The following is a 23,083-nucleotide window of genomic DNA, read 5'->3' on the forward strand; positions in this document are numbered from 1 at the left end:
TGAACTATTGGGAAACCTGATAGTCCTATTACCAGTTCTATCTTGTATTATAAAGAACTGCGGAGTACTATGTCAATAAGAGGAACGTTCCTTTGTAAAGATATTCAGGTCAACCGGCGCATTCGCAACAGTGCTCGATGATAAGGATCAGCGGTGTAAAGGGAAGCGCCCTTTGTCCGTGCAGGCCAACACGGACAGGAACATAAACATGAACAAGGAGGATATAATGTTTAAAGAACAGAATGTTTTCATCACCGGTGGAGCAGGTTTCATAATGTCCCATGTTGTTGAAAGGCTTGTCGCTGCTGGTAAAAATGTAGTGATTTTTGATAACTGTGAGGAACATGGCCTTTATGAGGAAACTCAACAGCTATTAAAAACCATCGATAACCTTAAATTTATACAAGGAGATATTCGGGATGGAGCTGCTGTCAGAGAAGCTATGGAGGGGGCAGAAGTAGTCTACCATTTTGCCGCCCTTATGGGAACTAGTTCCCGGTTTAAGCAAGAAAAAGTTACCATCGAAGTGAATGTCTTGGGTTCTTTGAATGTTCTGCAGGCTGCTCTTGATCAGGGTGTTAAGTACTTTATTCATCCGCCTCGTCCACCGCTGACTCAATGGGTGTCCCCATACATTATCAGTAAGATTGCACAAACCCAATTCACTGAACTTTTCCATCGGACATACGGGTTGCCGACCATTGGTTTAAATATTGCCAATTGTTATGGACCTAGGGAACGCTCCGTCCTGAACAGTAACGCATATGTTAAACGGGAAGGCAAAAAGTTGGTTGCAACTTGTATCTTAGCTGCACTGCAAAACGAGCCTCTGCCTGTGTTTGGTGATGGGCTCCAAAGTTCGGACTTTATATACCTTGATGACGTTGTTGAGGCATGTATAAGAGCGCCTCAAGAAGCAGCGATCGGTAAAACTATGGAGATTGGTACGGGTGTTAACACTACTGTAAAGAAAGTCGCTGAGACCATAATTGAAGTCGTAGGCAGCAAGTCGAAGATTGAGTTCTTTCCAATGAGAACTGGGGAAGTCAAACTTGACACAAAATCGGATATTTCCCTTGCAAAGGAACTGCTCAGTTGGGAGCCTACCACAAGTTTAGTTGAAGGTTTGACCAAAACCATCCCTTATTATGCCAAAATGATTGGCGTGGAGTGGCCGTTTTAAACAATACTTGGCAATTCCGGTTCCCGGGGCGTTCTCTCTTAATACGTAGTCGACAGGCGAGGACGCCCTCCCTGTTATCGTTTTCACATGAGGATTTGCTAGTTTATTTGTGGAAAGGAGTTTTAATTAATGAGCCTTCAACCGGAAGTTCACGGCAAGTGGGCTGAATTGACAGGGATTGGTCTAAATACTGATCAACAAACTCGTTTCAATTCGTTTCGCTTTTGGCGTGTTGTAATTATGGCATCGGTGTTTTATAGTTTTTATTACTTGGGCCGGCTTAACTGGGGCATTGCGATGCCTTGGATCATCGAAGACCTTGGCATAAGCAAGACGACGGCGGGTCTGGGCGCGAGCCTGCTGTTGTGGTCGTATGCCGCCGGTACCTTTCTATCGGGCCGGCTGGGAGAAATCTTTGGCCAGCGCCGTTTATGTCTGGTCGGCGGGATCGGAACCACGATCATGAATATCATCGTCGCTTTGCAGACCGGCATTACGGCAATTTTTATTCCTTGGACAGTGAATGGGTTTATCCAGGGCCAAACCTATGCCCCAATTAATGGGATGATCAGCAATTGGTATCCGAAATCCGGCCGTGGTCTAGCTACCGGCATTTTTGCTACATCGATGGGGCTTTCAACGATTGTTGCCTGGGCGATTACCGGTTGGGCAGTCGGCGCCCATGGGTGGCGTTGGGCCTTTATCTGGCCGTTAGTAATTTTCACGTTACCCATGACCATTATCTTTTACTTTGTTTCCCGAAACAAACCCGAAGAGGCCGGCTTTCCTCCTTACAAAGTCGATGCACCTGTAGCGACGGAATCCTCTGGCAAGGTTAAAGCGAAGGGCTTGGGCGCGTATGCTACTCTACTGACGGATTGGCGTTTTCTGTCCATGAGTATCGCTTCCTTTTCTGCTTACATAGCCCGTTATGGTTTGCTGACCTGGATGCCACTTTACTATGCCCAAACGGCAGGTATCGCCATGAAGAATGTACCATTGATGACCTTCGGGTTGCCCATTGGTATGGCTATTGGCCCGGTTATTGGCGGTTGGGTTTCCGACCATGTCTTTAAAGGTAAACGGTGGCAGGTTGTCGTTACTTATGCTTTGCTTGCTGTTGTCGTTCTGATGATTATCGGACTGGTTCCCGTGCAGACTATGGGCCTTACCTGGGGTGTGGTCATGCAGCTGATTTCTGGTTTACTGGTCTTGGGCCTCGTCGGTTCTCTGTTCACGGCGGCCTGTGATGTTGGTGGACGAGAGCTTGCAGGAACTGCAGTTGGCACGATGAACTTTTTCAACTATCTGGGAGCAGGGATCCAGGGTGTGATTATCGGTGCCATTTTGGATATCACAGGAAGTTGGATGGCTGTATGGGTAATGTGCGCAGCCCTGATGGGTTTAGCGGCCTTACTCACGTTTGTTGCCAAGGAGTAGAGACCGGTTTTACGGCTGGGTCTTTGGGCAGATATAGATGGAGTATCCCTGACGGGCAGGGATACTCCTGAGTTACTCTGTAAAGGTAGTGTAGGTTCCCGAGCATGTGACAAGGAGGACAAATATGAGGGTTACTTTAGCCAATCCGCCTTGGCAGTTTAACAACCCCATCAAGTTACATCCACTCGGCTTGGCTTCTCTAGGCGCTTACCTGCGGGAACTGGGCAGGGACAGCTTGACACTGGTTGATCTGAATGCCGAAATCCGCAGTGCAAAGGACATCATTAAAGAATCACTTCGTATTGTGGAACGCACTGAACCGGAAGTTTTAGGATTGACTTGTTGGACAGTACAAGCTCCCTTTGTGGTCGAGTTTGTCAAAGCCCACAAGAAAGCTCACCCCGAAGTACCGATTATCCTTGGTGGAGTCCATGCATCCTCAGCCGCAGCGGAAATCCTCACGATGTCTTCAGCCGACATGGTTGTTCATGCTGAAGGAGAATACACACTGGCCGATTTGCTAGACTGTTTAAGGGCCGGGCAGCCTTGGAGTGACGTCCGAGGGCTTTCGTGGCGCCATGAAGAGCGGGTCATGCACAGTGAGCCTCGCGAGTTTATCAAGGATCTGGATAGCTTGCCATTTCCAGCATATGATTTGTTGCCCGCGATGACTACCTATCAAGCCATGAACCGAAAATCTGTCATTTCCGTTATGGCCAGCAGGGGTTGTGTTCATCACTGTTCTTTTTGTTCCGGCGGATCAATGTGGCGGTATCAAAGGTGGCGGAGTCCGGAAAACGTGCTTAGCGAAATTGAATGGTTGCGTTCGCGTTATTATGCCGGCTTCATCCGCTTTGAGGATGACGATCTACTTTGTAACAGGGAGTGGGCTCAGCGTCTCCTGGGTTTGCTCGCCAAAAGTCCTGTTCCTTTCAGTTGTCTAGCCCGTATTGATTCGATCCAAATGGATACGGTTGAGAGCTTAGTTGCCGCTGGTTGTGTGGAGATTTATCACGGGGTTGAGACGGCTTCCCCTAGATTGTGGCAGGTCTTAGGTAAGGGTATGGCGAAGGGGATTGATTTAGCTGGATGTAAGAATTTGGTCAAATGCGAAATCGAGGCGGGTCTGATTCCAACTATATCCGGCATCATCGGCATTCCCGGCGAAACTGCTGATGAAATGAGAGCGACGGTAGAGTTCCTCGCAGAACTAAGGACGTTCGGGGCGCGTACCCAGCTCTGGATTCTTACTCCGTATCCAGACACTCAGATTGTTAAGACATATGGCGACCATCTGGTTAAAGTTGATCGCTGGAAAGAGTTCTCGCAGTTCGATGTCTTTTCGCAGGAAGCGCGTACCGCGTATAAGAAGCTATTAAAGAAGTACAAGTCGATTGTCCCCGACAACCTAATGTTTGCTAACGAGGCTGGGGTTAGGGCAACGGGTGAACTGTTTCTCGAAGCAAGGGGAAGGCTGATGGGAGTGTTTGACTTTGTCTGAAACACTGGGCTGTAAGCTTACCAACTATGATTATTCCTATGAAAAGCCTGTCTGTTTCGCTGGGGAAAAACCCCTTTGGCATGTTCCACTATTAGGCTTGTTACCCTCAGCGGCGCAGGGCTTTTCGCTCAATGACTGTAAACAAGGGGAGCCTCAGATTACGTTTTTGTCGTTCCCTTACTATAAGAAATATTTGGTCGGGGCGATGCCAATTTTGAGGGTGGCTCGGCCGATGGTCTTAAGGGGAGGCTGGGATAAGACACGAGCGGGCCTGTTGGTGTCGGCTGTTCGTCACCTGGCCAAGAGTCTCGGTGCCTATGTGGTTGAGCTGGAGATCTTTTCCGAGGTAAAGGAGCGGGTCTTTTTTCCGTCCTCTTCGACAGCTATTGATACTTGCAACGATCCCCAATTGTTCAATGTGTTAACTGAGCTAGGCTTAGTACCTTTAGAAAAAGAGACGATCTATGCTTGGCATAGAAATGACTTCGTTTATTCCGGCAAGTCCATGGAGGATTTCGGTGGGGATTGGACTTGGAGAACTGTGCGCAAGGGGAGTGCTGACGATCGTCGTACGTATGACCAGATATGGTTGGCAAGTGGCGATTTACCTGTGGCGTATAGCCAGAAAGGAGGAACATCGGGTAGCTGGTTTAGTCAACGGCCTTGGTATGACGACGTGAGTCCCTGGATCAGTCAAGAGGATGCCATCATTTTTGCGGAATATCGGGGAGAAGCGGTTGGCTTCATTCACTGGTGGCCTAACATGTTCCGAGTGTTCTCAAGATTGGGTCGGTCATTCTTCACAGTCTCACCGGACAAGGTGGGTGATTTAATTAGAGAAAACGGTGAGGCCAAAATATTCAAACTGGCTGTTCTCAAGTCTGTTGCCAAGCAACGGACATGGGTTGCTAATTGCCTTGTGCAGCAAGCGCTGTATTTAATGGCTGAACGTCACGGGCTGAGCACCTGTCAAATTTCATTGCCTGGCTGGTGCCATACCGTCCTCGAAGGTCTTAGCCAACGTATGGGGTTGAGGGAAGCTCAGCAAAAAGTCATTTTTGCGATCAGGGTCTAGTGAACCATTGCAAACGGGACTAGCGTGGGCTTAAACCACTTAGATTTTTCTATTGGAGGGAAAGTATGCACTGGTTGCGCGAGTTTGGCCCGGGAATACTGCTAGCTTTATTGGTAGCTCTGGTTGCCTCGTGGCTTGGTCACCTCATTCCACTGGTCGGGGCGCCTGTTTTCGGGATTATCCTAGGAATTATCATTAACAATACTTTAAGTAAGCCTCGGGGGACGGCGAAGGGGATAGGATTTACGTCCAAAAAGATTCTTCAACTCGCTATCGTCATTTTGGGTGGGAGCATGAGCCTGACTCGGGTATGGGAAGTAGGAGCAGGATCACTGTGGGTATTACTGTTTACATTGGCCTCGGCATTTCTCACAGCTTTTGGCGTTGGGAAAGTCTTAGGTGTCTCGGGCAAAATGACCAGCTTGATTGGCATGGGTACTGCTATTTGCGGCGGATCAGCGATTGTAGCCATTTCTCCGATTATTGAGGCTGACGAAATGGAAATTGCCTATTCGATTTCCACGGTCTTTTTGTTCAATGTGTTTGCCGTCCTGATTTTTCCGCCGCTCGGGCATCTCATCGGTTTTTCGGATCAAGCTTTCGGACTTTGGGCAGGTACCGCGATCAATGATACATCATCGGTTGTCGCCGCCGGCTACGCTTACAGTAATTTAGCCGGGGCCTACGCGACGATTGTAAAGCTCACCAGAACTACCATGATCATACCGATTTCCTTGATTTTTGCCCTTGTGGTAGGGTTTCAGAAAAGGAAGACACAGGGCAACAATTCAAGAGTTCACTTTAGTTTCTTGCGTATTTTCCCCTGGTTTATTGTAGGTTTCTTAGCGACTTCCCTGTTAAATACTCTGGGTTGCTTTCCGGGTACGATTCCGACATATCTTAACGATACAGGAAAATTCCTGATTGTCTTGGCCTTGTCGGCCATTGGCCTAAATGCTGATTTTCGTAAGATGATTAAGACTGGCCTAAGACCGATTGCACTTGGGATGATTGTTTGGTTTGTGGTGGCGGTTGTAAGCGTTTTGGTCCAGCGCACGCTTGGTCAAATATAAGCTAACGGTGATATGGGTATGTAGCTATAACAAAATAAATTAATTACCAGAACGTCAGGTGATTTACTACTTGGCGTTTTTCTTTTTTCTTTTTGTTACTTTTATTTTTTGCATGCACTTATCTGGGGTGGTTATTTATTTGAGCGATATAAAAGGATTAATCAGGAAAAGTATTGAAATTAGTCATTGTTTTATAGACATAATCCTTGGGAACCATTTAATGAACAGAGATTTGCTGAAGAGCTGGAAAACCTGAGTTTTGAATCGCCAAAATCTCCGGGAAATTAACACTGGTTGATGAAATTTATTCCAGCACATTTTGTGAAAGGGGTTAAAGTATGAAGAATCCTTGTGGTACTACGCGTGCTAATATTATTGAAAGTTCAATTGTTAATGGGATACCAATCTATTTTGGTTCAGGAGTTAACCCTGTAAATTCTCCTGCACAGTTCTTTGTAGCATGGGGAAAAGAAGCCCTGATAGGAACTCTGCTCCCTACATCTAACAACGAGTCACCTGATAAAGGGGTTATTTGGTTTATTGACGAAGATGAAGCCGAGGCTAGGTATTTCCACCTCCAAGAGGAATTGGTAGGTGTCTCCCTCCTTATATAAAAAATTGTAAATGTAGACTATTTGTTCTCATTTGCTACTGCTATAATGTAATAGCACATTAATGCGATTTGTTGGGGGAATATTATTATCAAAGAAGGAATTGCCAAAGGAGGGAAACATATGAGCTCCTATGTGCTTGGTTTTCAGGATATTGACAAAACAAAACTCATGGTTGTTGGGGGTAAAGGCGCGAACCTGGGGGAACTTTCCAGGATTGAAGGAATACGCGTACCGGATGGCTTTTGTATTTCTACTGAGGCCTTTAAAAGAATCATTAGGGAAACATCGTCGATTAACGAATTACTTGATCAGTTATCGCTTCTAAAGGTGGAAGACCGGGATAAAATCGGTGAACTTAGCGGTGAGATTCGCAGGGTCATCGAAGGGATAGCCATCCCTGAAGACATTAATGAAGAGATCACCCGCATTCTCTCCAGGCTTGGAGAAAAAAATGCCTATGCAGTACGATCCAGCGCAACTGCGGAGGATTTACCGACGGCCTCCTTTGCAGGCCAGCAGGATACGTATCTGAACATTATCGGAAAGGAGGCAATCCTAAAGCATATCAGCAAGTGCTGGGCATCGCTATTTACCGAGAGGGCAGTAACTTACCGCCTTCAAAACGGCTTCGACCACCGTAAAGTCTACCTGTCTGTGGTTGTTCAGAGGATGGTCTTCCCGCAGGCGGCAGGAATTTTGTTTACTGCCGATCCCGTCACTTCTAATAGGAAGGTGTTATCCATTGATGCCAGCTTCGGACTTGGTGAGGCCTTGGTCTCCGGCCTGGTGAATGCTGATATCTATAAAGTGCGTAACGGCAAGGTTATCGATAAGAAGATATCCACCAAGAAGCTGGCTATTTATGCCTCAAAAGATGGCGGTACGAAAAAACAGGAGATTGACCCTGAGCAGCAGAACAGGCAGGTACTGACAGATGAGCAGATTTTGAGCCTCGCGCGCCTGGGCAGAAGGATCGAAGAACATTTCGGCCGCCCACAGGACATCGAATGGTGTTTAGTTGATGATACATTTTATATTGTCCAGAGTCGGCCAATCACTACTTTATACCCGATTCCTGAAGCGAATGATGAAGAAAATCACGTTTACGTATCTGTCGGTCATAACCAAATGATGACCGATCCCATGAAACCATTGGGATTGTCTTTTTTCCTGTTAACGACTAGTGCACCCATGCGTAAAGCTGGTGGAAGGTTGTTTGTTGATGTTAAACATATGCTGGCTTCGCCTGTCAGCAGAAAAACGATAATAGATACCTTGGGAAAATCCGATCCGCTCATAAAAGACGCACTCATGACCATCGTAGAGCGAGAAGATTTTATAAAATCGTCACCAGATGTTAAAAAAGTACCGAGTTCCAGTAAAAGTGATAAACGTATGTCGTCTTCGGGTTTTCAAGCACAAACCGAAAACGATCCGACAATAGTTTCTGATTTGATTAAGAGTAGTCAAACATCGATAGAAGAGTTAAAACAAAACATCCAAACGAAATCAGGATTAGATTTATTTGATTTTATTCTAGAAGATATCCAGCAATTAAAGAAGATTTTATTTGACCCACAAAATTTGGGTGTGATTATGGCTGCTATGGATGCTTCATCATGGATCAATGAAAAAATGAACAAGTGGTTAGGTGAAAAAAACGTAGCAGATACGCTTTCTCAATCTGTACCAAACAATATTACTTCGGAAATGGGTCTGGCGCTATTGGATGTCGCAGATGTGATTCGTCCATATCCAGAAGTAATTGATTATTTACAACATGTAAAAGATGATAAATTTTTGGAGGAACTGGTTAAGTTTGATGGTGGACAGGAAACCCAAGACGCTATCTATGCTTATCTTAACAAATACGGAATGCGATGTGTCGGAGAAATCGATATTACTAAAACTCGTTGGAGCGAAAAACCAACTACACTTGTCCCCATGATTCTCAGTAACATCAAAAACTTTGAGCCTAATGCCAGCAATCGGAAATTTGAGCAAGGGCGACAGGAAGCTTTGAAAAAAGAACAAGAGTTATTAGATCAATTGAAGCAATTACCGGATGGTGAACAAAAAGCCAAAAAAACAAAACAAATGATCAGCCTAATCCGGAATTACATCGGTTATCGTGAATATCCAAAATACGGCATGATTAATCGCTACTTCGTTTATAAGCAGGCTTTACTGAAAGAAGCCGAACAACTCGTACAAGCCAACGTTATTCATGAAAAAGAAGATATATACTATCTCACTTTTGAAGAACTTCGCGAAGTCGTACGCACAAATAAACTGGATTATCCGATCATCAGCAAACGAAAAGACGAGTACAAATTATATGAAAAACTAACTCCCCCACGTGTTATCACGTCTGATGGTGAAATCATTGCAGGTGAGTACAAACGAGAAAATCTCCCAGCCGAAGCTATTGTAGGTCTGCCTGTTTCTTCCGGAGTTATAGAGGGACGAGCACGTGTCATCTTAAACATGGAAGATGCTGATCTGGAAGGTGGAGATATATTAGTCACCTCCTTTACTGACCCTAGCTGGACACCATTGTTTGTATCCATAAAAGGCCTGGTCACCGAAGTTGGTGGACTGATGACCCATGGAGCAGTTATCGCACGTGAATATGGCTTACCAGCAATTGTCGGAGTGGAAAATGCTACCAAACTGATAAAAGACGGACAGAGAATCCGGGTAAATGGAACTGAAGGCTATGTAGAAATCCTATAATGGGGAAGATGTTGTCTTCCTCCTGGGGAGATAACCATATTTTCGCTTCTAAGCGCCGGAGTAAGTCCACGGCATCCAGATGGCGGGATAATAAGCCCCAAATAATCACCCCACATAATCATGCAGGAAAAGTCGGGTAGGCACACATAACTTCTGGTATTCTATTGATGAGAGGAGGTCGTAAAATGGATTCGCTTAAAAATATGAATCATGCATTAAATTATATTGAAGAAAACCTTGACGGGGATATCGACTTAAAAGAGGTAGCACGACTGGCTCTTTGCTCAGAGTATTATTTTCAAAGGATGTTTTCTTTCCTTGCAGGCGTTACGCTGTCGGAATATATTCGCCGCAGGCGTCTTACGCTTGCAGCCTTTGAACTTAATAATAGCAACATCAGGATAATTGATATTGCAGTCAAATACGGGTACAATTCCCCGGATTCTTTTACAAGGGCTTTCCAAAACTTGCATGGAGTAACACCGTCAGAAGCCAGAAATAACGGTAAACCGCTAAAAGCGTATCCACGAATGACCTTTCAATTATCAATAAAAGGAGGACTTGAAATGGACTATCGTATAGAAGAAAAAGATGCATTCCGTATAGTAGGCATCAAAAAAAGAGTGCCTATAGTTTTTAATGGAGTTAATCCGGAAATTGCATCTATGTGGAAAAGCCTAAATGAGGAAATGATCCTTGAGCTTAAAAAACTTTCTAATGTGGAGCCATTAGGGTTAATAAGTGCATCCATAAACTTTTCAGAAGGGCGGATGGAGGAAAAGGGAGAGCTTGACCATTATATAGGGGTGGCAACAACAAGGGAGTGTCCGGATAATCTGACCCAACTTAAAGTTCCCGCTTTAATATGGGGAGTGTTTGAAGCAGTGGGGCCATTCCCAGTTACGCTTCAAAATGTATGGGGGCGTATCTATTCCGAATGGTTCCCATCATCAAACTATGAGCAGGCAGAAGGACCGGAAATCCTGTGGAATGAGAATAAAGATGTAACTTCACCAAACTTTAAAAGCGAAATATGGATACCGGTTTTAAGAAAATAATGATTAAGTAATGGTATTCCGGAGCAAAGCAAGGGTGCTTTTATGTTTATTTTACTTGCACCTGTTGCTATTGCAAGAGGCAGGCAGGTAAAGGTTATTTCAATGTACCCTTCAGCAGATGTGAATAGTTCCGAGCACCATGTAAAATGCGGTAAACATAGATTTTGTTATCTACAAAGCGGTAAAAAGCTATATAAGGGTCAACGATAACCATTCGAAAATTGAACTTTTTCGAAGACCGGTCTAGTAATCGCCCTCCGGAATGCGGAAAATCCTCCGGGCGGCGCAGGGCTTGAATTATATTGTCAAGCATGCCGTCCGCTGCTTGTGGATTATCCACCATAATGTAATCAAATACCTCGTCCAAGTCCGCATAAGCGGCAGGGAGCAGTTCTACCTCACGCTTTTCCATGGATTTTTTCCCTTAGCCGCATCTGAGCTTCATCAAGCGTGATTGTCGGCTCCCCGGCTAGGCGTTGCTGTTCAGCGAACAAGAGTTTTTCACGCAGGTCAAGCATAGCCTCCCGGCGTTCAAATGCCTCAATACTCATAACGACAAGATCTCCTTCGCCATTTCGTGTGATGTATACCGGCTCGGATTTTTCATGAGCGAGTCGGGCAATGGCGTTGTAGTCATTTCGAAGTGTGGTAGATGACTTTATAATCATTTTGGCAACCTCCAGTCAAATTATTCTATAATTATTATATGATAATTCTAATAGAATATAAATAAGTTATGTAATAAAAATGAAACTTGCTGGTTATTCCACAAAAAATCGGCAGTAATATTTGTAGATTAAATATTAGCCGAAAGGTGTGGGCGGATCCTCCGCATATAAAAAAGTTTAAAAAGACTACCCAGTGGGTAGTATCCTGTCGAAAAAATCCACTAAACAATTATGTATAGTGGATTTTTTGTTTTAGGTAGTGTTAAATAATCTATGAAAAATTAAGTTTACTAAAATCCAGATTTTGAGGAACAAAAAAAGAGTGTTTTTGAGTGAAAAACATTGGGGCTCTGCCCCAAACCCCGTCCTCGCCGGAGGGCAGCCGGTCTGTCATGCAGACCGGAAGACAAAAGGATACTAAGGCCGGGGATGTAAAGCTGGTGGTGCATAATTATGTAGTGTTTTACGTTGTAAGTGGTAAAACAGTGCTAGACGACTGTCAGAGAGTTTTATGTGCTCTGGCAGTTTTTTATTTCGGATAAGTTATGCGAATTTTCATGCGCTCAAGGCACATTACACTGATTTGGCTGGTTTGATGGAATATATAATATTATGGTATAATTAGCCGATAACAAATATGATGAGCAGACATTGTTAAAGGAGACACAAAATTAATGTTATTTAAGGAATTGAACATCATTGATCCTATCCTGGAGGCCCTAAAAAAAGAAGGGTATACCGAACCTACACCGATTCAGGAACAGGCTATTCCTGTTATCCTTGACAAAAGAGACCTGATTGGATTAGCCCAGACCGGGACCGGTAAGACAGCCGCCTTTGCTGTTCCCATCCTGCAGATTCTCGAGGCTGGGCCTAAGGACGTCCAAGGGAAGCGCGCCCTTAAAGCGCTGATACTAACTCCAACCCGGGAGCTGGCCATTCAAATCGGTGAGAGCTTTACAGCGTATGGCAGGAATCTTGGTTTACGGCATACTGTTATTTTTGGCGGTGTATCGCAAGTATTGCAGACCGGCGCATTAAAGGCAGGGGTAGACATCCTTATTGCCACGCCGGGTAGGCTGCTTGACTTGATGAATCAGAAATATATTAACCTGCGGCATATCAAGATGTTCGTTCTTGATGAGGCCGACCGCATGTTGGATATGGGATTTTCCCATGATGTTAAAAAAGTCGTTGCGCATTTGCCTGAGAGAAGGCAAACCATACTATTCTCCGCCACTATGCCCCGGGAAATTGCTAAATTGGCCGGGGATATTTTAGAAAATCCGGTCAGGGTTGCTGTAACGCCCACCTCATCTACGGTAGATGCTATTGAGCAAACTGTATATTTTGTGGGAAAAAAGGACAAGAAACAGCTGTTGGTGCACCTGCTCAAAAACAGAGCCGTTGTCTCAGCATTGGTATTTACCCGTACCAAGCATGGCGCCGATAAGGTAACCAGGAACCTCATTAGAGCCGGGGTACAGGCCGAGGCTATTCACGGCAATAAATCACAGACGGCCAGGCAGCGGGCTTTGACAAAATTTAAAAACAGGGAGACCAGGGTTCTGGTGGCGACAGATATCGCGGCCAGGGGCATTGATATCGAAGAATTGTCCCATGTAATAAATTACGATTTGCCTAATGTGCCGGAAACGTATGTTCACCGCATTGGGAGAACCGGCAGGGCCGGTCTGGCCGGGGTGGCGCTTTCTTTTTGTGATCAGGAAGAAAAGGCATATCTCAAGGACATCCAGAAGCTTATTGCCAAGCCAATACCGGTAATTGAGGATCACCCCTACCCCCTAAGCGAAGATTCGCCAATGCCTTCCAAGGATATTCCCCCGCAAGCGGCTGTGCGCCAAACCGGGAAAATCGGATATTTTAGGAGAAGCGGAAAAAAGATAAAATAGGGAAGGTAAAACATATTGGCTAAACAATTATACATTACAGAAAAACCATCTGTGGCTAATGGCTTTGCAAACGTGTTAGGTTTAGAAATATCTAAATCTGATCGGGGAAGGGGCTATGCGGAAAATAATCAAGTGATTATAAGCTGGTGCTTTGGCCATCTTGTGACAATGGCATACCCTGAGGCCTACGATCCAGCCTATAAGTCATGGCGAGTGGAGCATCTGCCGATCATTCCCAAAGAATATAAATATATAGTCATTGATAATGCAGGCACAAAAAAACAGTTTGAAGTGATAAAGCAGCTGATGAACCGTCATGATGTGGATATGATTTACTCATGTACAGATAGCGGGCGTGAAGGTGAGTATATCTTCCGCTTAGTTTATCAACTAAGTGGAACGAACAAACCTGCCAAAAGGGTGTGGATATCTTCCCAGACTGATGAAGCAGTAAAAAAGGGCATCGATGAAGCAAAAGATATCAGGGAGTACGATTCCCTATCTCAAGCAGCCTATTGCCGAGCTAAAGAGGATTGGCTCTTTGGCATGAATTTCAGCAGGATTTACACCTGCCAGTATGGCAAGGATTTATCAGCCCGTTTCAAAGAGGATAAGCGGTCGGTAATTGCCATCGGCCGAGTGATGACCTGTGTCCTGGGCTTAGTGGTGGAGCGGGAATTGGAAATCAGAAACTTTGTGCCTAAGGTTCATTATGGGGTTGTGGCCGAATTTATTTCTCGCGAGAGCGGTATCTCCTATAAGGGTAAATGGCAGCCCAAGAAAATAAAGGGGCCAGACCCAACAGAAGAACATGAGAGCGAAGAAAAGTATCTCAGCCAAGAGGATGCACAAGAAATTATCGAAAGACTGAAGGGACAGGAGGCTGCAGTAAAAAAAGTAGAGGTTAAGGTAAAGAAGGAACAACCACCCCTGCTTTTTAATCTGGCCGAGCTGCAATCGGAAGTCAATAAAAAATTCAAACTACCTGTAGATAAAACCTTGGAGATCGCTCAGAGCCTCTATGAGAAAAAGTTGATTTCTTACCCCAGAACGGACAGCCGGGTACTGTCATCCGATATTATTAAAGAAATCCCGAAAGTCCTTAATAGTTTGGCTGCTAATGCCGTGTTTAAGGACTTTGTGCTAAGGATTAAGGATTTTGGCAAGCTTGCTATTAATAAATCCACCAAAAGGTTTGTTAATGACAACAAGGTGACTGACCACTATGCTATCATCCCCACCTATGTGACGACTGATATTTCCAGGCTCGATGTAAATAGTCGGAATGTCTATAGCCTAATTGTGAAAAGGTTTCTAGCTATTTTCTACCCGCAGGCGGAGTATAATACCGTGAAGGTAGAGACGGAAATTACAGGAGAAATCTTTGTGACCAATTCCAAAACCATGAAAGAGCCAGGCTGGAAAGAGGTCTATGAGGTTACGCCTGCAAAAGACGGAGAGCTGATTTCCACTTCACCTCTGCATTTGCTCATTAAAAAGGAAAAGTGTGCTGTAATGGCCTTTGATTTAGAACAGAAGGAAACGAAGCCACCTTCCCGCTTTTCCGATGCTTCCTTGGTGCTAACCATGGAAAAAGCGGGGAAGTATATCGAAAACGAAGAGCTCAGAGAGCAGATCAAGACATGTGGTATAGGGACTTCAGCCACACGTTCCGGGATTATTAAAAAGCTTAAGGATATTGGCTATATTAGAATTAATCCTAAGACCCAAATTGTTTCACCTGAGCCCAAAGGGGAAGCGATTGTTGATTATGTTCGCTTATCAGCAAAGGAACTGTTGAATCCAATTCTGACTGCCAGTTGGGAAAAGGGCTTGTTAATGATTCAAAATAATGAGACTACAGAGGAAGTTTTTGAAGAGAAGTTGAACAGCTACATCACTCGAACCATTGAGAAGGTTAAGAAAAATAGAGGAAAACTAGCTAACACTCCCCATGGCTAAAGCCAGGGGCTTTACGGTACTCACGGTAAATTGAGTAATGACAGTTTAAAATCTTGTGGCAGATAAATCTCAAAAGGCTGTCTATGAGGAGTTGATACCATGCAGTTTAAGCCGTCTGCAAGCATCCGGCAGAATTACAACGAAATCGCGGATTTATGCAGGTCTACCGGAGAACCTGTATATCTTACGAAAAACGGCGAGGGCGATCTTGTAGTTATGGATATAGAGGCGTTTGCCCGCCGTGAGAAAATGCTAAAGCTGCGGGAAGAACTGTTGGCCGTTGAGGAAGGTCGTCTGGCCGGACGCGCCGGAACTAAGCCGGAGGAACTGGATAGCTATCTGGAAAGTATCATTGATGAGGTGGAGTTGGAAATGTAGAACAAACCTTTTATTTTTTCCTTTAGCCGCTTATCTTACCCCTAAATGGTCACAATCTAAATGGGGGGTCTTTATATGTTTAAAACAAGTAAAGCGTTTTTAACCATAATTATATTAATGTTAACGGTATTTGTCCTCACACCTGTATGCTATGGGAATTCAGCTGAGCCACCGTCAATATTGATTATAGTTGATAATGCGCCGGATGATCTTGAAATAAGCATTGGATTAGATAATACGTATGCTAAAGCCATGAAAACGAACAAGGTTGTTGAAACATATTATACCTTTTATTCACATGGTCTAAGAACAGCAGATGATTATACTTTAAGAATAAGCTCAGGAAGCGGCACCTTTGAAATATCATTGGACAAGCCAATGAAACTATATAACAACATCTTTACACTGGACTTAAATAATCAGACACTTACAGCTGGGAAATCAGTGTCAAGATCAATTTTTTTAGTGTCCCTGCGCATAACCTTGACATTTTTAATAGAAGCTATGGCATTTTGGCTATTTGGCTTTAGAAATAAAAAGTCATGGTTTGTTTTTCTTATTACTAATTTAATTACCCAAGGGGCATTGAATATCTGGATAAATGGATTTACTCCTTTGGGAAGCTACATGATTCTTACACTGATATTTGGTGAAATCCTGGTATTTATTGTTGAAATCCTGGCATTCTTAACCCTGGTACAAGAGCATCATCGTATAAGAACATTTTTATATGTGATTATAGCAAATTTATTAAGCTTATTTGCGGGAGGATACATAATTACCGTTCTTCCGATATAATGGGAGGAGAAAGATGATGACCAACCCAATTGTAAAGCGCTATCAGGACAATCCTATATTAACAAAAAAAGATATTCCTTATCCTGTACACACTGTGCACAATGCAGGTGTAGCGAAACATAACGGTAAATATTACATGCTTTTCAGGTCACACCTGGATACCGGACGCTCTATAATAGGTTTGGCTGAGAGTGATGATGGGTATAAATTCAAAGCACATGATAAGCCATTTCTCATCCCTGCAAAAGATGGATTTTTCAAGGAATACGAAGCACATGGTGTTGAAGACCCTCGTATTGCTTGTATAGAAGGTGAATATTATATAACATACAGCGCTTACTCAAAGCACGGAGTAAGAATAGGACTGGCAAAAACCAATGACTTTAAATCAATTGAAAAAATATCCTTGATTACCGAAGCTGACTATCGAAATACCGTCCTTTTCCCTAAAAAAATAAATGGACGATATGTAAGACTGGATAGACCACACTCTGAAATCTCACCCTGGTCAATATGGATCAGCTATTCAAAGGACTTAATATACTGGGGTGAATCTGAACTAATTATGAAACCTGAGCCTTATCATTGGGATGAAATGAAAATCGGTCCAGGGGCAACTCCTATAGAAACAGATAAAGGATGGCTATCAATATACCATGGTGTTTTCCCCACTATGGCCGGTTCAGTTTACAGATTAGGTGTTGCCTTGCACGACCTCGAAAATCCTGCCAGAATACTTGGCGTTAGTGACAGTTGGATTTTACAGCCTGAAGACCCATGGGAAGTAACCGGTTACGTTAATAATGTTGTATTTACATGTGGCGCTGTTCCTGAAAATGACGGGACAGTTAAAATATATTGGGGAGGCGCTGATTCAGTGATGTGTGTTGGAACCGCCAAAATTGATGATCTCATAAACTGCTGCCTGAATAATGCCAGGCCGCCAATACCTGTTTAAACAGGCTATTTGTTCACTATTTCCTTATACACTTCGATATACTCTTTAACCATTTTCTCTTGTGAAAATCTCTTGACAACTGTCTCGCGGCATAATTTTCTGGAAATATTCTCTACATCTTTTACCCTTTGCGCCATTTCTTCTATATTTGAGACAATAAAACCATTCCGGCCATTTTCAATGATCTCAGGCATAGAACCTTTCCCAAAGGCAAGTACAGGCGTACCACAGGCCATTGCTTCAACAACACTTAACCCAAAAGGCTCGTTAAAATTAATTGCATGTAGTAATGCGTAGGCATTGCTTAAAACAGAATCCTTTTCTGGCGGTGAAACACAACCGATATAAGTAATATCATCATTCAAGTAAGGCTGAACATATTCTTCATAATACCTCCTGTCCTGAATAAGCCCCGCAATAACCAGCTTCATTTTTACCTTTTTGGCGACCTGGATAGCCTCCCAGGTACCTTTATCAGAGTGTATTCTGCCAAAATAGAGCAAATAATCCCCTTTATTTTCATTAAAGGGGAAATTACTAATATCTATACCATGATAGACAGTCCTGATATAATCAAGGTCTGAGCTCCTATCAGCGTCACTTATGGAAACATAATGGGTTGTTGCATTATATTTCTGATAAACAGGCAAAATCTTCGGTGAAGAAAAACCATGAATTGTGGTAACCATTGGAGTTTTTATTAACCCACTATAAGTCAAAGGCAAAAAGTCATAGTTATTATGTATAATATCAAATTCGTCTGCCTGCTCCATTACTTCTGATATATGAAGGCATTCCCATACTTTGGGATCTATGGCTTTATCCTCCTCGTAAGGCGCTTGGCATATACTTCTTAACTTAGCCGACGTCAAGGAATCACCGGTGGCAAATAAGGTAACATCTATTTTTTCCTTAACAAGTCCCTCTGTAAGCAGTGATGCTACTGTCTCCCACGGGCCATAGTGTCTTGGCGGCGTTCTCCAAGCAATTGGTGAAATTATTGCAACTCTCATATTGAAATTGCCTCCACATCATTATTCTATTTAACCAATTATACACAAATTAACCAACCAAAGCAATTTACACTACTTAACTGTGTAGGAAAATTCACCAACTTTTAAAAGTCAAATATGATACCGATTTTGAAGAGTAAAGAAAAATTAGTAAGGTAGTACGGTGCGTGATATAATATAGCAATAAAACCCTGAAAATCAAGAAAGGAAGGATAAAAAGTGGACAATTATGAGGTGATACTGGATTTTTTCAGCAAGGCTGAAAAGCCGGTTAGTGCAGGGCAAATCGCGACCGCAACCGGCATAGAAAAAAAGGAAGTTGACAAAGTAATGACCAAGCTTAAAAAAGAGGAAAAAATAGTTTCTCCGAAGGTTTGTTATTGGGAAATTAAAAAATAAATAATAGTTGGGTGCAAAAGACACGAAGATTATCATTCGTGTCTTTTGATTATCCAATGAGAAGGGAAAAGCTTGACAAAGAAGGTTTATCTTAGTAAACTAGTGGCAATAGGTTTACTGTAGTAAACCCGCCGGGAGGTGTTATCTATGGAGGAATTTAAACTTTTTAATGCGGAATACAAGTTTCTGGATATTATTTGGGGACTTGAACCCATTAACTCCACCGAATTAACGAAAGTCTGTATGAAAGAACTGGGCTGGAAAAAACCTACTACATATACAATGATAAGAAAACTAACACAGCGAGGCGTTCTTAAAAATGAAAATGCAACGGTTACTACACTTATCAGACGGGATCAGGTGCAAAAGTATGAGAGTGAAGCACTCTTAGAAAAGGCCTTTGACGGCTCTCTGCCTGCATTTTTGACTACATTTCTACAAGATAAAAAGTTGTCTAAACAGGAGTCAGAGGAAATTCGGAAAATGATAGAAGAGGCGACCAAATGAGCAGTTTGTTTATTTTCGTATTGAATATGAGCCTGACCGCAACCTATGTGGCTTTGGCTGTTATGATTGTTCGCCTGCTAATCAAAAAAGCACCGAAGGTTTTTTCCTATGCTCTCTGGTCGGTCGTGTTATTTCGTCTTGTCAGCCCCGCCTCCTTTGAAAGTACCTTAAGCCTGATACCAGGTAAGACCAATGCTCTTCCACATGAGATTATTTATTTACAAAATCCTGCCATCAGCACCGGTATTGGAATCGTAGATGGTGCAGTGAATCAATCCATCCAGGCTTCTATGCCGGTTGGTAATCCTGCGGCGAGTGTAAATCCAATGGGGATTCTGATGGAAATTGCGGCAATAATTTGGTTATTAGGTATTGCTATTATTTTGTGCTATGGAGTTATTTCCTATTTCAGGCTGAAGTATCGGCTTTCCAATGCAACTCTGGTAAAAGAAAATATATTTGAAACCGACCGGATTCTGACTCCATTTGTCCTGGGGTTTTTCAAGCCAAGAATTTATATTCCCACAGGCCTTGCCGGAAAAGAACTGAATTATATTTTGAAGCACGAACAAATACATATTAAACGCCGGGATTATCTTATTAAGCCGGCAGCGCTTTTAGGCAGTTGTTCTTCATTGGTTCAATCCTTTGATGTGGGTTAGCTATTTCCTCATGGCCAAGGATATGGAAATGTCCTGTGATGAAAGCGTGATGAAACAAACAAAAGAGGACATTCGGGCAAACTACTCTAATACGCTGCTCTATCTTTCCGCAAAACAGAGCGGTCTATTGAGCCCACTGGCTTTTGGTGAGAGCAATGTAAAATCTCGCATTAAAAATGTGCTGAATTACAAAAAGCCTGCATTTTGGGTTATGGTCATAACTGTTGGAGTTGTGGCAGCTGTTGCTATTGGGTTGATGGCAAATCCTTTAAACGATGTTACTGATGAACATGGCAATATTTCCAAAAAAATCACCGGTTTTGCACGGGAACAAATTAACCGGGATATTGCCATCCATGAATCAAACCCAGAAGTGAACATTATTGATAGTAAGATAACCCGCTTGGAATTGGTGGAAAGCTTCAATGCAATGCCAGATACACCTGTTGAAGTTTATGCACTGGAGTATCGGCTCCTGCCTGAAGACTTGAATAAAATTGTTTTGGCTGGCGGCATGCAGGTTGATAAAGACGGATGGCTCAAAGAAACTTGCAGCATGGGCAGCCCGCTGTTAGTCATATCCCGTAAAACCGGTTCAGAAGAGTTTAAAGGAACTCTTTGGACGTTAGGAGTGATAGAGGACGGAGGGTTGGAGCCGTCAATAAAAGCTTTAATGCAAAGCAAGGTCGAGAAACTCGTAGAAGAAAACCTTACAGTCATCATGTCCTCGCCGAAAACCTCCTCCAATCCTCAGGATTACATTAATACGCATCCGGATGCCTATGAGAAAATAAAAAAGTTTGGCGGAGAGGATGCCCTGCAATACATGCTTTCACAGTTTGAGACGGGTAATGCCACCGGCCTTCGCGGAACTCTTATGATGCAGTTATGCAAGGATCTTTTGGGAGTTCGAAATAACGTAACCAACGAATCATTGTCCCCACAGGAGTGGTATGATGCTCTGTCCATCCGGATGCCCATCTCTTAAGCTTCAAATATTTCATTGACTGTAATCTCTAAACCTTCAAAAAAGTAAGAAACCAGGGTATCTCCAACCTTATAGCTGCTGTATTCGTCAATATCATAGTCCTTAAAGCCATATACCAGAACTGAATGCTTTTTCGGGTCGACAATCCAGAATTCCCTCACACCGGATAACATATACGTATTGAGCTTATCTACCATATCCTTTGAGCGGGTGCTTTTTGATAAAATTTCAATACAGAGCGTGGGTGTACCCATATATCGACCTTCTTCGTTAACAGTACCCTCTAAATCACATGCAATCAATAAATCGGGCTGCATTACATCAGGTGTATTGAGATCCTTTTTATAAAAATGAACATCAAAAGGCGCATAAAAAACCTTGCACTTCTTGTCTTTTAAGTATGCCCGCAGATGGATATGCAGGTTCCCGGAAATATCCTGGTGGAAGGTATTAGGGGAGCCTAAAAGAACTATTTCACCATTGATGTATTCCATTCTGAGCTCGCTTTTCTCATAAATCTCCATAAATTCTTCATATGATACCTTCTTACCACCGTACTGATAATCCAAAGCATTTTCCTTAACCGTAAAATACCGTTCGATTTCTGTAATATACGGTGTAAGTCTTACGGCCTTTTTACTGTTTTTCGTAATAACAACCTCGTTGTTTGCAATAACGTAATCAATGTATTTGCCTAAATTTGTCTTAAATTCTGTTGCTGTAATAACTTTTGTTGTATCACTCATATTTATCACCTCGTACGATGATTGTACCATATAGTGCGAAAAAATGCAAACAATAAATATGTCGTACGATAATGAAAGCCACCATTCAATTTTTGTTGTGCCGATAAATTTACTTTTGGTTGGTGCAGTCGTCCTTTACAGGGAAATCTGGTTTTTTCCCGCATCTATGATCGTCGTCGGTTCCCATTACCTCCCCTTTATAACCCTATATGGGATGAAAATGTTTGGTGTACTTGCCACGCTACTAATATTGGGTGGCACCGGCCTCGCTCTATATGGTCCGCCGGTTTTTAGTCTAGGAGGCTGGCTAACAGGGTTGATTTTGATTGTATTTGCCTTTCTTGGCAGGTTGATAGTATTAAAAGAAGAACAGTAAAATGTGAAATAAATGAGCCCCAGACTCACTTGTAATATGTTTCGAATCCATTATTTATAATTGAGCTTTTTGGAGGTACTTGGAACAAAATAAGTATCAGGTTTAGAATATCTACAGAGGATGCCATTGCATTAATAAAGGCTAGAAAAAATATATACCAATTCATCAAACCCAATAGTCCAATAATTATTGGTAAGATAATTGATATTACAACAAATGGAGCTATAGAAATAACAACAAAGCTGCCCTTAGTTAACTTTTCAGTTGTGCACACATAACCTCCAGTTATCGTTAACCCCCAACACGTTTTATCAGACTGCATAAAGTGCGGGATAAAGATAGCATGTAAGAATTCATGGACTACCAATAATAAAAAGTAGATTGCCAAACCGGCTAACACAGCAAAAATATTAATATTTAAATTTATAGATTGGGTTTTGATTATTTCCGGTATCGGGTCATAGAACGGTTTTATAACAAGATAAGTGACAATCCCATTAACGACCATAAAGGGTATCGAACACAATATTGCGAAAAATAGAGTTGTCGGTTCTTTTATCTTTTTCCATCCATCAGACAGTAATGAAACTGATAGTTTTCTATCTGTAGGCGGCATTTTCTTAACAAATTTCATTGATTTATTCCTCCTCCAATTGGAAAACAGGGTCTGTTGCTCGGTTTCGGTGTCGGCATGGGCCAATTGGAGTAACGTTACTTGGAGCAATCGCCGACCGTGTGGGTCTGCCGCCAATAATAACCAGACCCAGCGAGTTGGGAAAAAATGAGCCTGCGGCCTGCGGCTCACCCATCTGAGATTAAACAAAAGTGAGGTAATTATTATGAAGTACGATTGGTTGGATGAATATTGCCTATCTAAAAAAGGTGTGGAGAAAAGACTATAAATTCGAATGGGAGGCCACACGCTATATGATTAGAGGCAAAATTTTTGCCTTGCAGGGTAAGCGTCAACTAGACCCGCACCTGCTCAATATCGATAATTTAGCAGAAGCCCTCATTAGCAACACTTTTTATCTT

The 23,083-nt window shown here is 42.9% G+C and carries 24 protein-coding genes and 1 pseudogene; 20 read left to right on the forward strand and 5 right to left on the reverse strand.

Annotated elements, in window-relative coordinates; translation table 11 throughout:
* Nucleotides 1–226 precede the first annotated feature (226 nt).
* The 8 genes from Ga0451573_RS18370 to Ga0451573_RS18405 all read left to right on the forward strand — a co-directional run bounded on the left by Ga0451573_RS18370 (nt 227) and on the right by Ga0451573_RS18405 (nt 10,680).
* Nucleotides 227–1,183 (forward strand): SDR family NAD(P)-dependent oxidoreductase, encoded by a 957-nt coding sequence (locus tag Ga0451573_RS18370; RefSeq protein WP_231685625.1) that lies wholly within the window; start codon nt 227–229, stop codon nt 1,181–1,183.
* 129 nt (nt 1,184–1,312) lie between these two features.
* A complete protein-coding gene (locus tag Ga0451573_RS18375; protein ID WP_231685626.1) occupies nt 1,313–2,623 on the forward strand; it encodes an MFS transporter in 1,311 nt (436 codons plus the stop codon).
* Between the two features lie 124 nt (nt 2,624–2,747).
* Nucleotides 2,748–4,124 (forward strand): B12-binding domain-containing radical SAM protein, encoded by a 1,377-nt coding sequence (locus Ga0451573_RS18380; RefSeq protein WP_231685627.1) that lies wholly within the window; start codon nt 2,748–2,750, stop codon nt 4,122–4,124.
* Nucleotides 4,117–5,199, forward strand: coding sequence for a hypothetical protein (locus tag Ga0451573_RS18385; protein WP_231685628.1), 1,083 nt, complete (start codon nt 4,117–4,119; stop codon nt 5,197–5,199). The genes Ga0451573_RS18380 and Ga0451573_RS18385 overlap by 8 nt, the downstream gene beginning before the upstream one ends.
* 65 nt (nt 5,200–5,264) lie before the next feature.
* Nucleotides 5,265–6,272: a YeiH family protein gene (locus tag Ga0451573_RS18390; protein ID WP_231685629.1), complete on the forward strand. Its 1,008-nt coding sequence runs from the start codon at nt 5,265–5,267 to the stop codon at nt 6,270–6,272.
* Between the two features lie 338 nt (nt 6,273–6,610).
* Nucleotides 6,611–6,886, forward strand: a complete 276-nt coding sequence (locus tag Ga0451573_RS18395) for a hypothetical protein (RefSeq protein WP_231685630.1) — start codon at nt 6,611–6,613, stop codon at nt 6,884–6,886.
* A gap of 120 nt (nt 6,887–7,006) precedes the next feature.
* Nucleotides 7,007–9,622: a phosphoenolpyruvate synthase gene (gene ppsA, locus Ga0451573_RS18400; protein ID WP_231685631.1), complete on the forward strand. Its 2,616-nt coding sequence runs from the start codon at nt 7,007–7,009 to the stop codon at nt 9,620–9,622.
* A 185-nt stretch (nt 9,623–9,807) separates the two neighbouring features.
* Complete coding sequence (locus Ga0451573_RS18405) at nt 9,808–10,680, forward strand: AraC family transcriptional regulator (protein ID WP_231685632.1); 873 nt, start codon at nt 9,808–9,810, stop codon at nt 10,678–10,680.
* Nucleotides 10,681–10,774: 94 nt separating this feature from the next.
* On the opposite strand, the gene Ga0451573_RS18410 is transcribed toward Ga0451573_RS18405, so the two are convergent.
* Both Ga0451573_RS18410 and Ga0451573_RS18415 read right to left on the reverse strand, forming a co-directional pair.
* Nucleotides 10,775–11,092 (reverse strand): type II toxin-antitoxin system RelE/ParE family toxin, encoded by a 318-nt coding sequence (locus Ga0451573_RS18410; protein WP_231685633.1) that lies wholly within the window; start codon nt 11,090–11,092, stop codon nt 10,775–10,777.
* Nucleotides 11,079–11,348: a type II toxin-antitoxin system Phd/YefM family antitoxin gene (locus tag Ga0451573_RS18415; protein ID WP_231685634.1), complete on the reverse strand. Its 270-nt coding sequence runs from the start codon at nt 11,346–11,348 to the stop codon at nt 11,079–11,081. Before Ga0451573_RS18415 ends, Ga0451573_RS18410 begins: the two co-directional genes overlap by 14 nt.
* Nucleotides 11,349–11,680: 332 nt before the next feature.
* Between Ga0451573_RS18415 and Ga0451573_RS18420 the strand changes: the two genes are divergently transcribed.
* The 6 genes from Ga0451573_RS18420 to Ga0451573_RS18445 all read left to right on the forward strand — a co-directional run bounded on the left by Ga0451573_RS18420 (nt 11,681) and on the right by Ga0451573_RS18445 (nt 17,357).
* Nucleotides 11,681–11,890 carry a hypothetical protein gene (locus Ga0451573_RS18420; protein ID WP_231685635.1) on the forward strand — a complete coding sequence of 70 codons (210 nt, stop codon included), beginning with the start codon at nt 11,681–11,683 and terminating at the stop codon, nt 11,888–11,890.
* Between the two features lie 132 nt (nt 11,891–12,022).
* Nucleotides 12,023–13,261 carry a DEAD/DEAH box helicase gene (locus Ga0451573_RS18425; protein WP_231685636.1) on the forward strand — a complete coding sequence of 413 codons (1,239 nt, stop codon included), beginning with the start codon at nt 12,023–12,025 and terminating at the stop codon, nt 13,259–13,261.
* Between the two features lie 15 nt (nt 13,262–13,276).
* Nucleotides 13,277–15,223: a DNA topoisomerase 3 gene (locus Ga0451573_RS18430; RefSeq protein WP_231685637.1), complete on the forward strand. Its 1,947-nt coding sequence runs from the start codon at nt 13,277–13,279 to the stop codon at nt 15,221–15,223.
* A gap of 99 nt (nt 15,224–15,322) precedes the next feature.
* A complete protein-coding gene (locus tag Ga0451573_RS18435) occupies nt 15,323–15,601 on the forward strand; it encodes a type II toxin-antitoxin system prevent-host-death family antitoxin (RefSeq protein ID WP_231685638.1) in 279 nt (92 codons plus the stop codon).
* A gap of 75 nt (nt 15,602–15,676) precedes the next feature.
* A complete protein-coding gene (locus Ga0451573_RS18440; RefSeq protein ID WP_231685639.1) occupies nt 15,677–16,399 on the forward strand; it encodes a hypothetical protein in 723 nt (240 codons plus the stop codon).
* Between the two features lie 13 nt (nt 16,400–16,412).
* Nucleotides 16,413–17,357 (forward strand): glycoside hydrolase family 130 protein, encoded by a 945-nt coding sequence (locus tag Ga0451573_RS18445; RefSeq protein WP_231685640.1) that lies wholly within the window; start codon nt 16,413–16,415, stop codon nt 17,355–17,357.
* Between the two features lie 5 nt (nt 17,358–17,362).
* Here Ga0451573_RS18445 and Ga0451573_RS18450 read toward each other — a convergent pair whose 3' ends face one another.
* Nucleotides 17,363–18,370, reverse strand: a complete 1,008-nt coding sequence (locus tag Ga0451573_RS18450) for a glycosyltransferase family 4 protein (RefSeq protein ID WP_231685641.1) — start codon at nt 18,368–18,370, stop codon at nt 17,363–17,365.
* Nucleotides 18,371–18,589: 219 nt separating this feature from the next.
* Here Ga0451573_RS18450 and Ga0451573_RS18455 point away from each other — a divergent pair, with 219 nt between their 5' ends.
* The 4 genes from Ga0451573_RS18455 (at nt 18,590) to Ga0451573_RS19935 (ending at nt 20,926) form a co-directional block, all read left to right on the forward strand.
* Complete coding sequence (locus Ga0451573_RS18455) at nt 18,590–18,769, forward strand: MarR family transcriptional regulator (RefSeq protein WP_231685642.1); 180 nt, start codon at nt 18,590–18,592, stop codon at nt 18,767–18,769.
* Between the two features lie 147 nt (nt 18,770–18,916).
* Nucleotides 18,917–19,276, forward strand: a complete 360-nt coding sequence (locus Ga0451573_RS18460) for a BlaI/MecI/CopY family transcriptional regulator (protein WP_231685643.1) — start codon at nt 18,917–18,919, stop codon at nt 19,274–19,276.
* Nucleotides 19,273–19,938: a M56 family metallopeptidase gene (locus Ga0451573_RS19930; RefSeq protein ID WP_269438399.1), complete on the forward strand. Its 666-nt coding sequence runs from the start codon at nt 19,273–19,275 to the stop codon at nt 19,936–19,938. The genes Ga0451573_RS18460 and Ga0451573_RS19930 overlap by 4 nt, the downstream gene beginning before the upstream one ends.
* Before the next feature lie 10 nt (nt 19,939–19,948).
* Nucleotides 19,949–20,926, forward strand: coding sequence for a M48 family metalloprotease (locus Ga0451573_RS19935; RefSeq protein WP_269438400.1), 978 nt, complete (start codon nt 19,949–19,951; stop codon nt 20,924–20,926).
* Here the strand turns inward: Ga0451573_RS19935 and Ga0451573_RS18470 are convergent.
* On the reverse strand, nt 20,923–21,672 hold the full coding sequence (locus Ga0451573_RS18470; RefSeq protein WP_231685644.1) for a type II toxin-antitoxin system Phd/YefM family antitoxin: 750 nt from the start codon (nt 21,670–21,672) through the stop codon (nt 20,923–20,925). The genes Ga0451573_RS19935 and Ga0451573_RS18470 overlap by 4 nt on opposite strands.
* A gap of 58 nt (nt 21,673–21,730) precedes the next feature.
* Here Ga0451573_RS18470 and Ga0451573_RS20440 point away from each other — a divergent pair, with 58 nt between their 5' ends.
* The gene (locus Ga0451573_RS20440; RefSeq protein WP_435052302.1) at nt 21,731–22,048 is read left to right on the forward strand and encodes a DUF7010 family protein; all 318 of its coding nucleotides are present in this window, start codon (nt 21,731–21,733) and stop codon (nt 22,046–22,048) included.
* Nucleotides 22,049–22,073: 25 nt separating this feature from the next.
* Here Ga0451573_RS20440 and Ga0451573_RS18475 read toward each other — a convergent pair whose 3' ends face one another.
* A complete protein-coding gene (locus tag Ga0451573_RS18475; protein WP_231685645.1) occupies nt 22,074–22,682 on the reverse strand; it encodes a DUF3267 domain-containing protein in 609 nt (202 codons plus the stop codon).
* A gap of 205 nt (nt 22,683–22,887) precedes the next feature.
* Here Ga0451573_RS18475 and Ga0451573_RS18480 point away from each other — a divergent pair.
* Nucleotides 22,888–23,008, forward strand: a pseudogene (locus Ga0451573_RS18480) (MmcQ/YjbR family DNA-binding protein); the annotation flags it as partial.
* Between the last annotated feature and the right edge of the window lie 75 nt (nt 23,009–23,083).

Origin of the sequence: Phosphitispora fastidiosa, assembly GCF_019008365.1 — a bacterium.
Classification (GTDB): Bacteria; Bacillota; Thermincolia; order Thermincolales; family UBA2595; genus Phosphitispora; species Phosphitispora fastidiosa.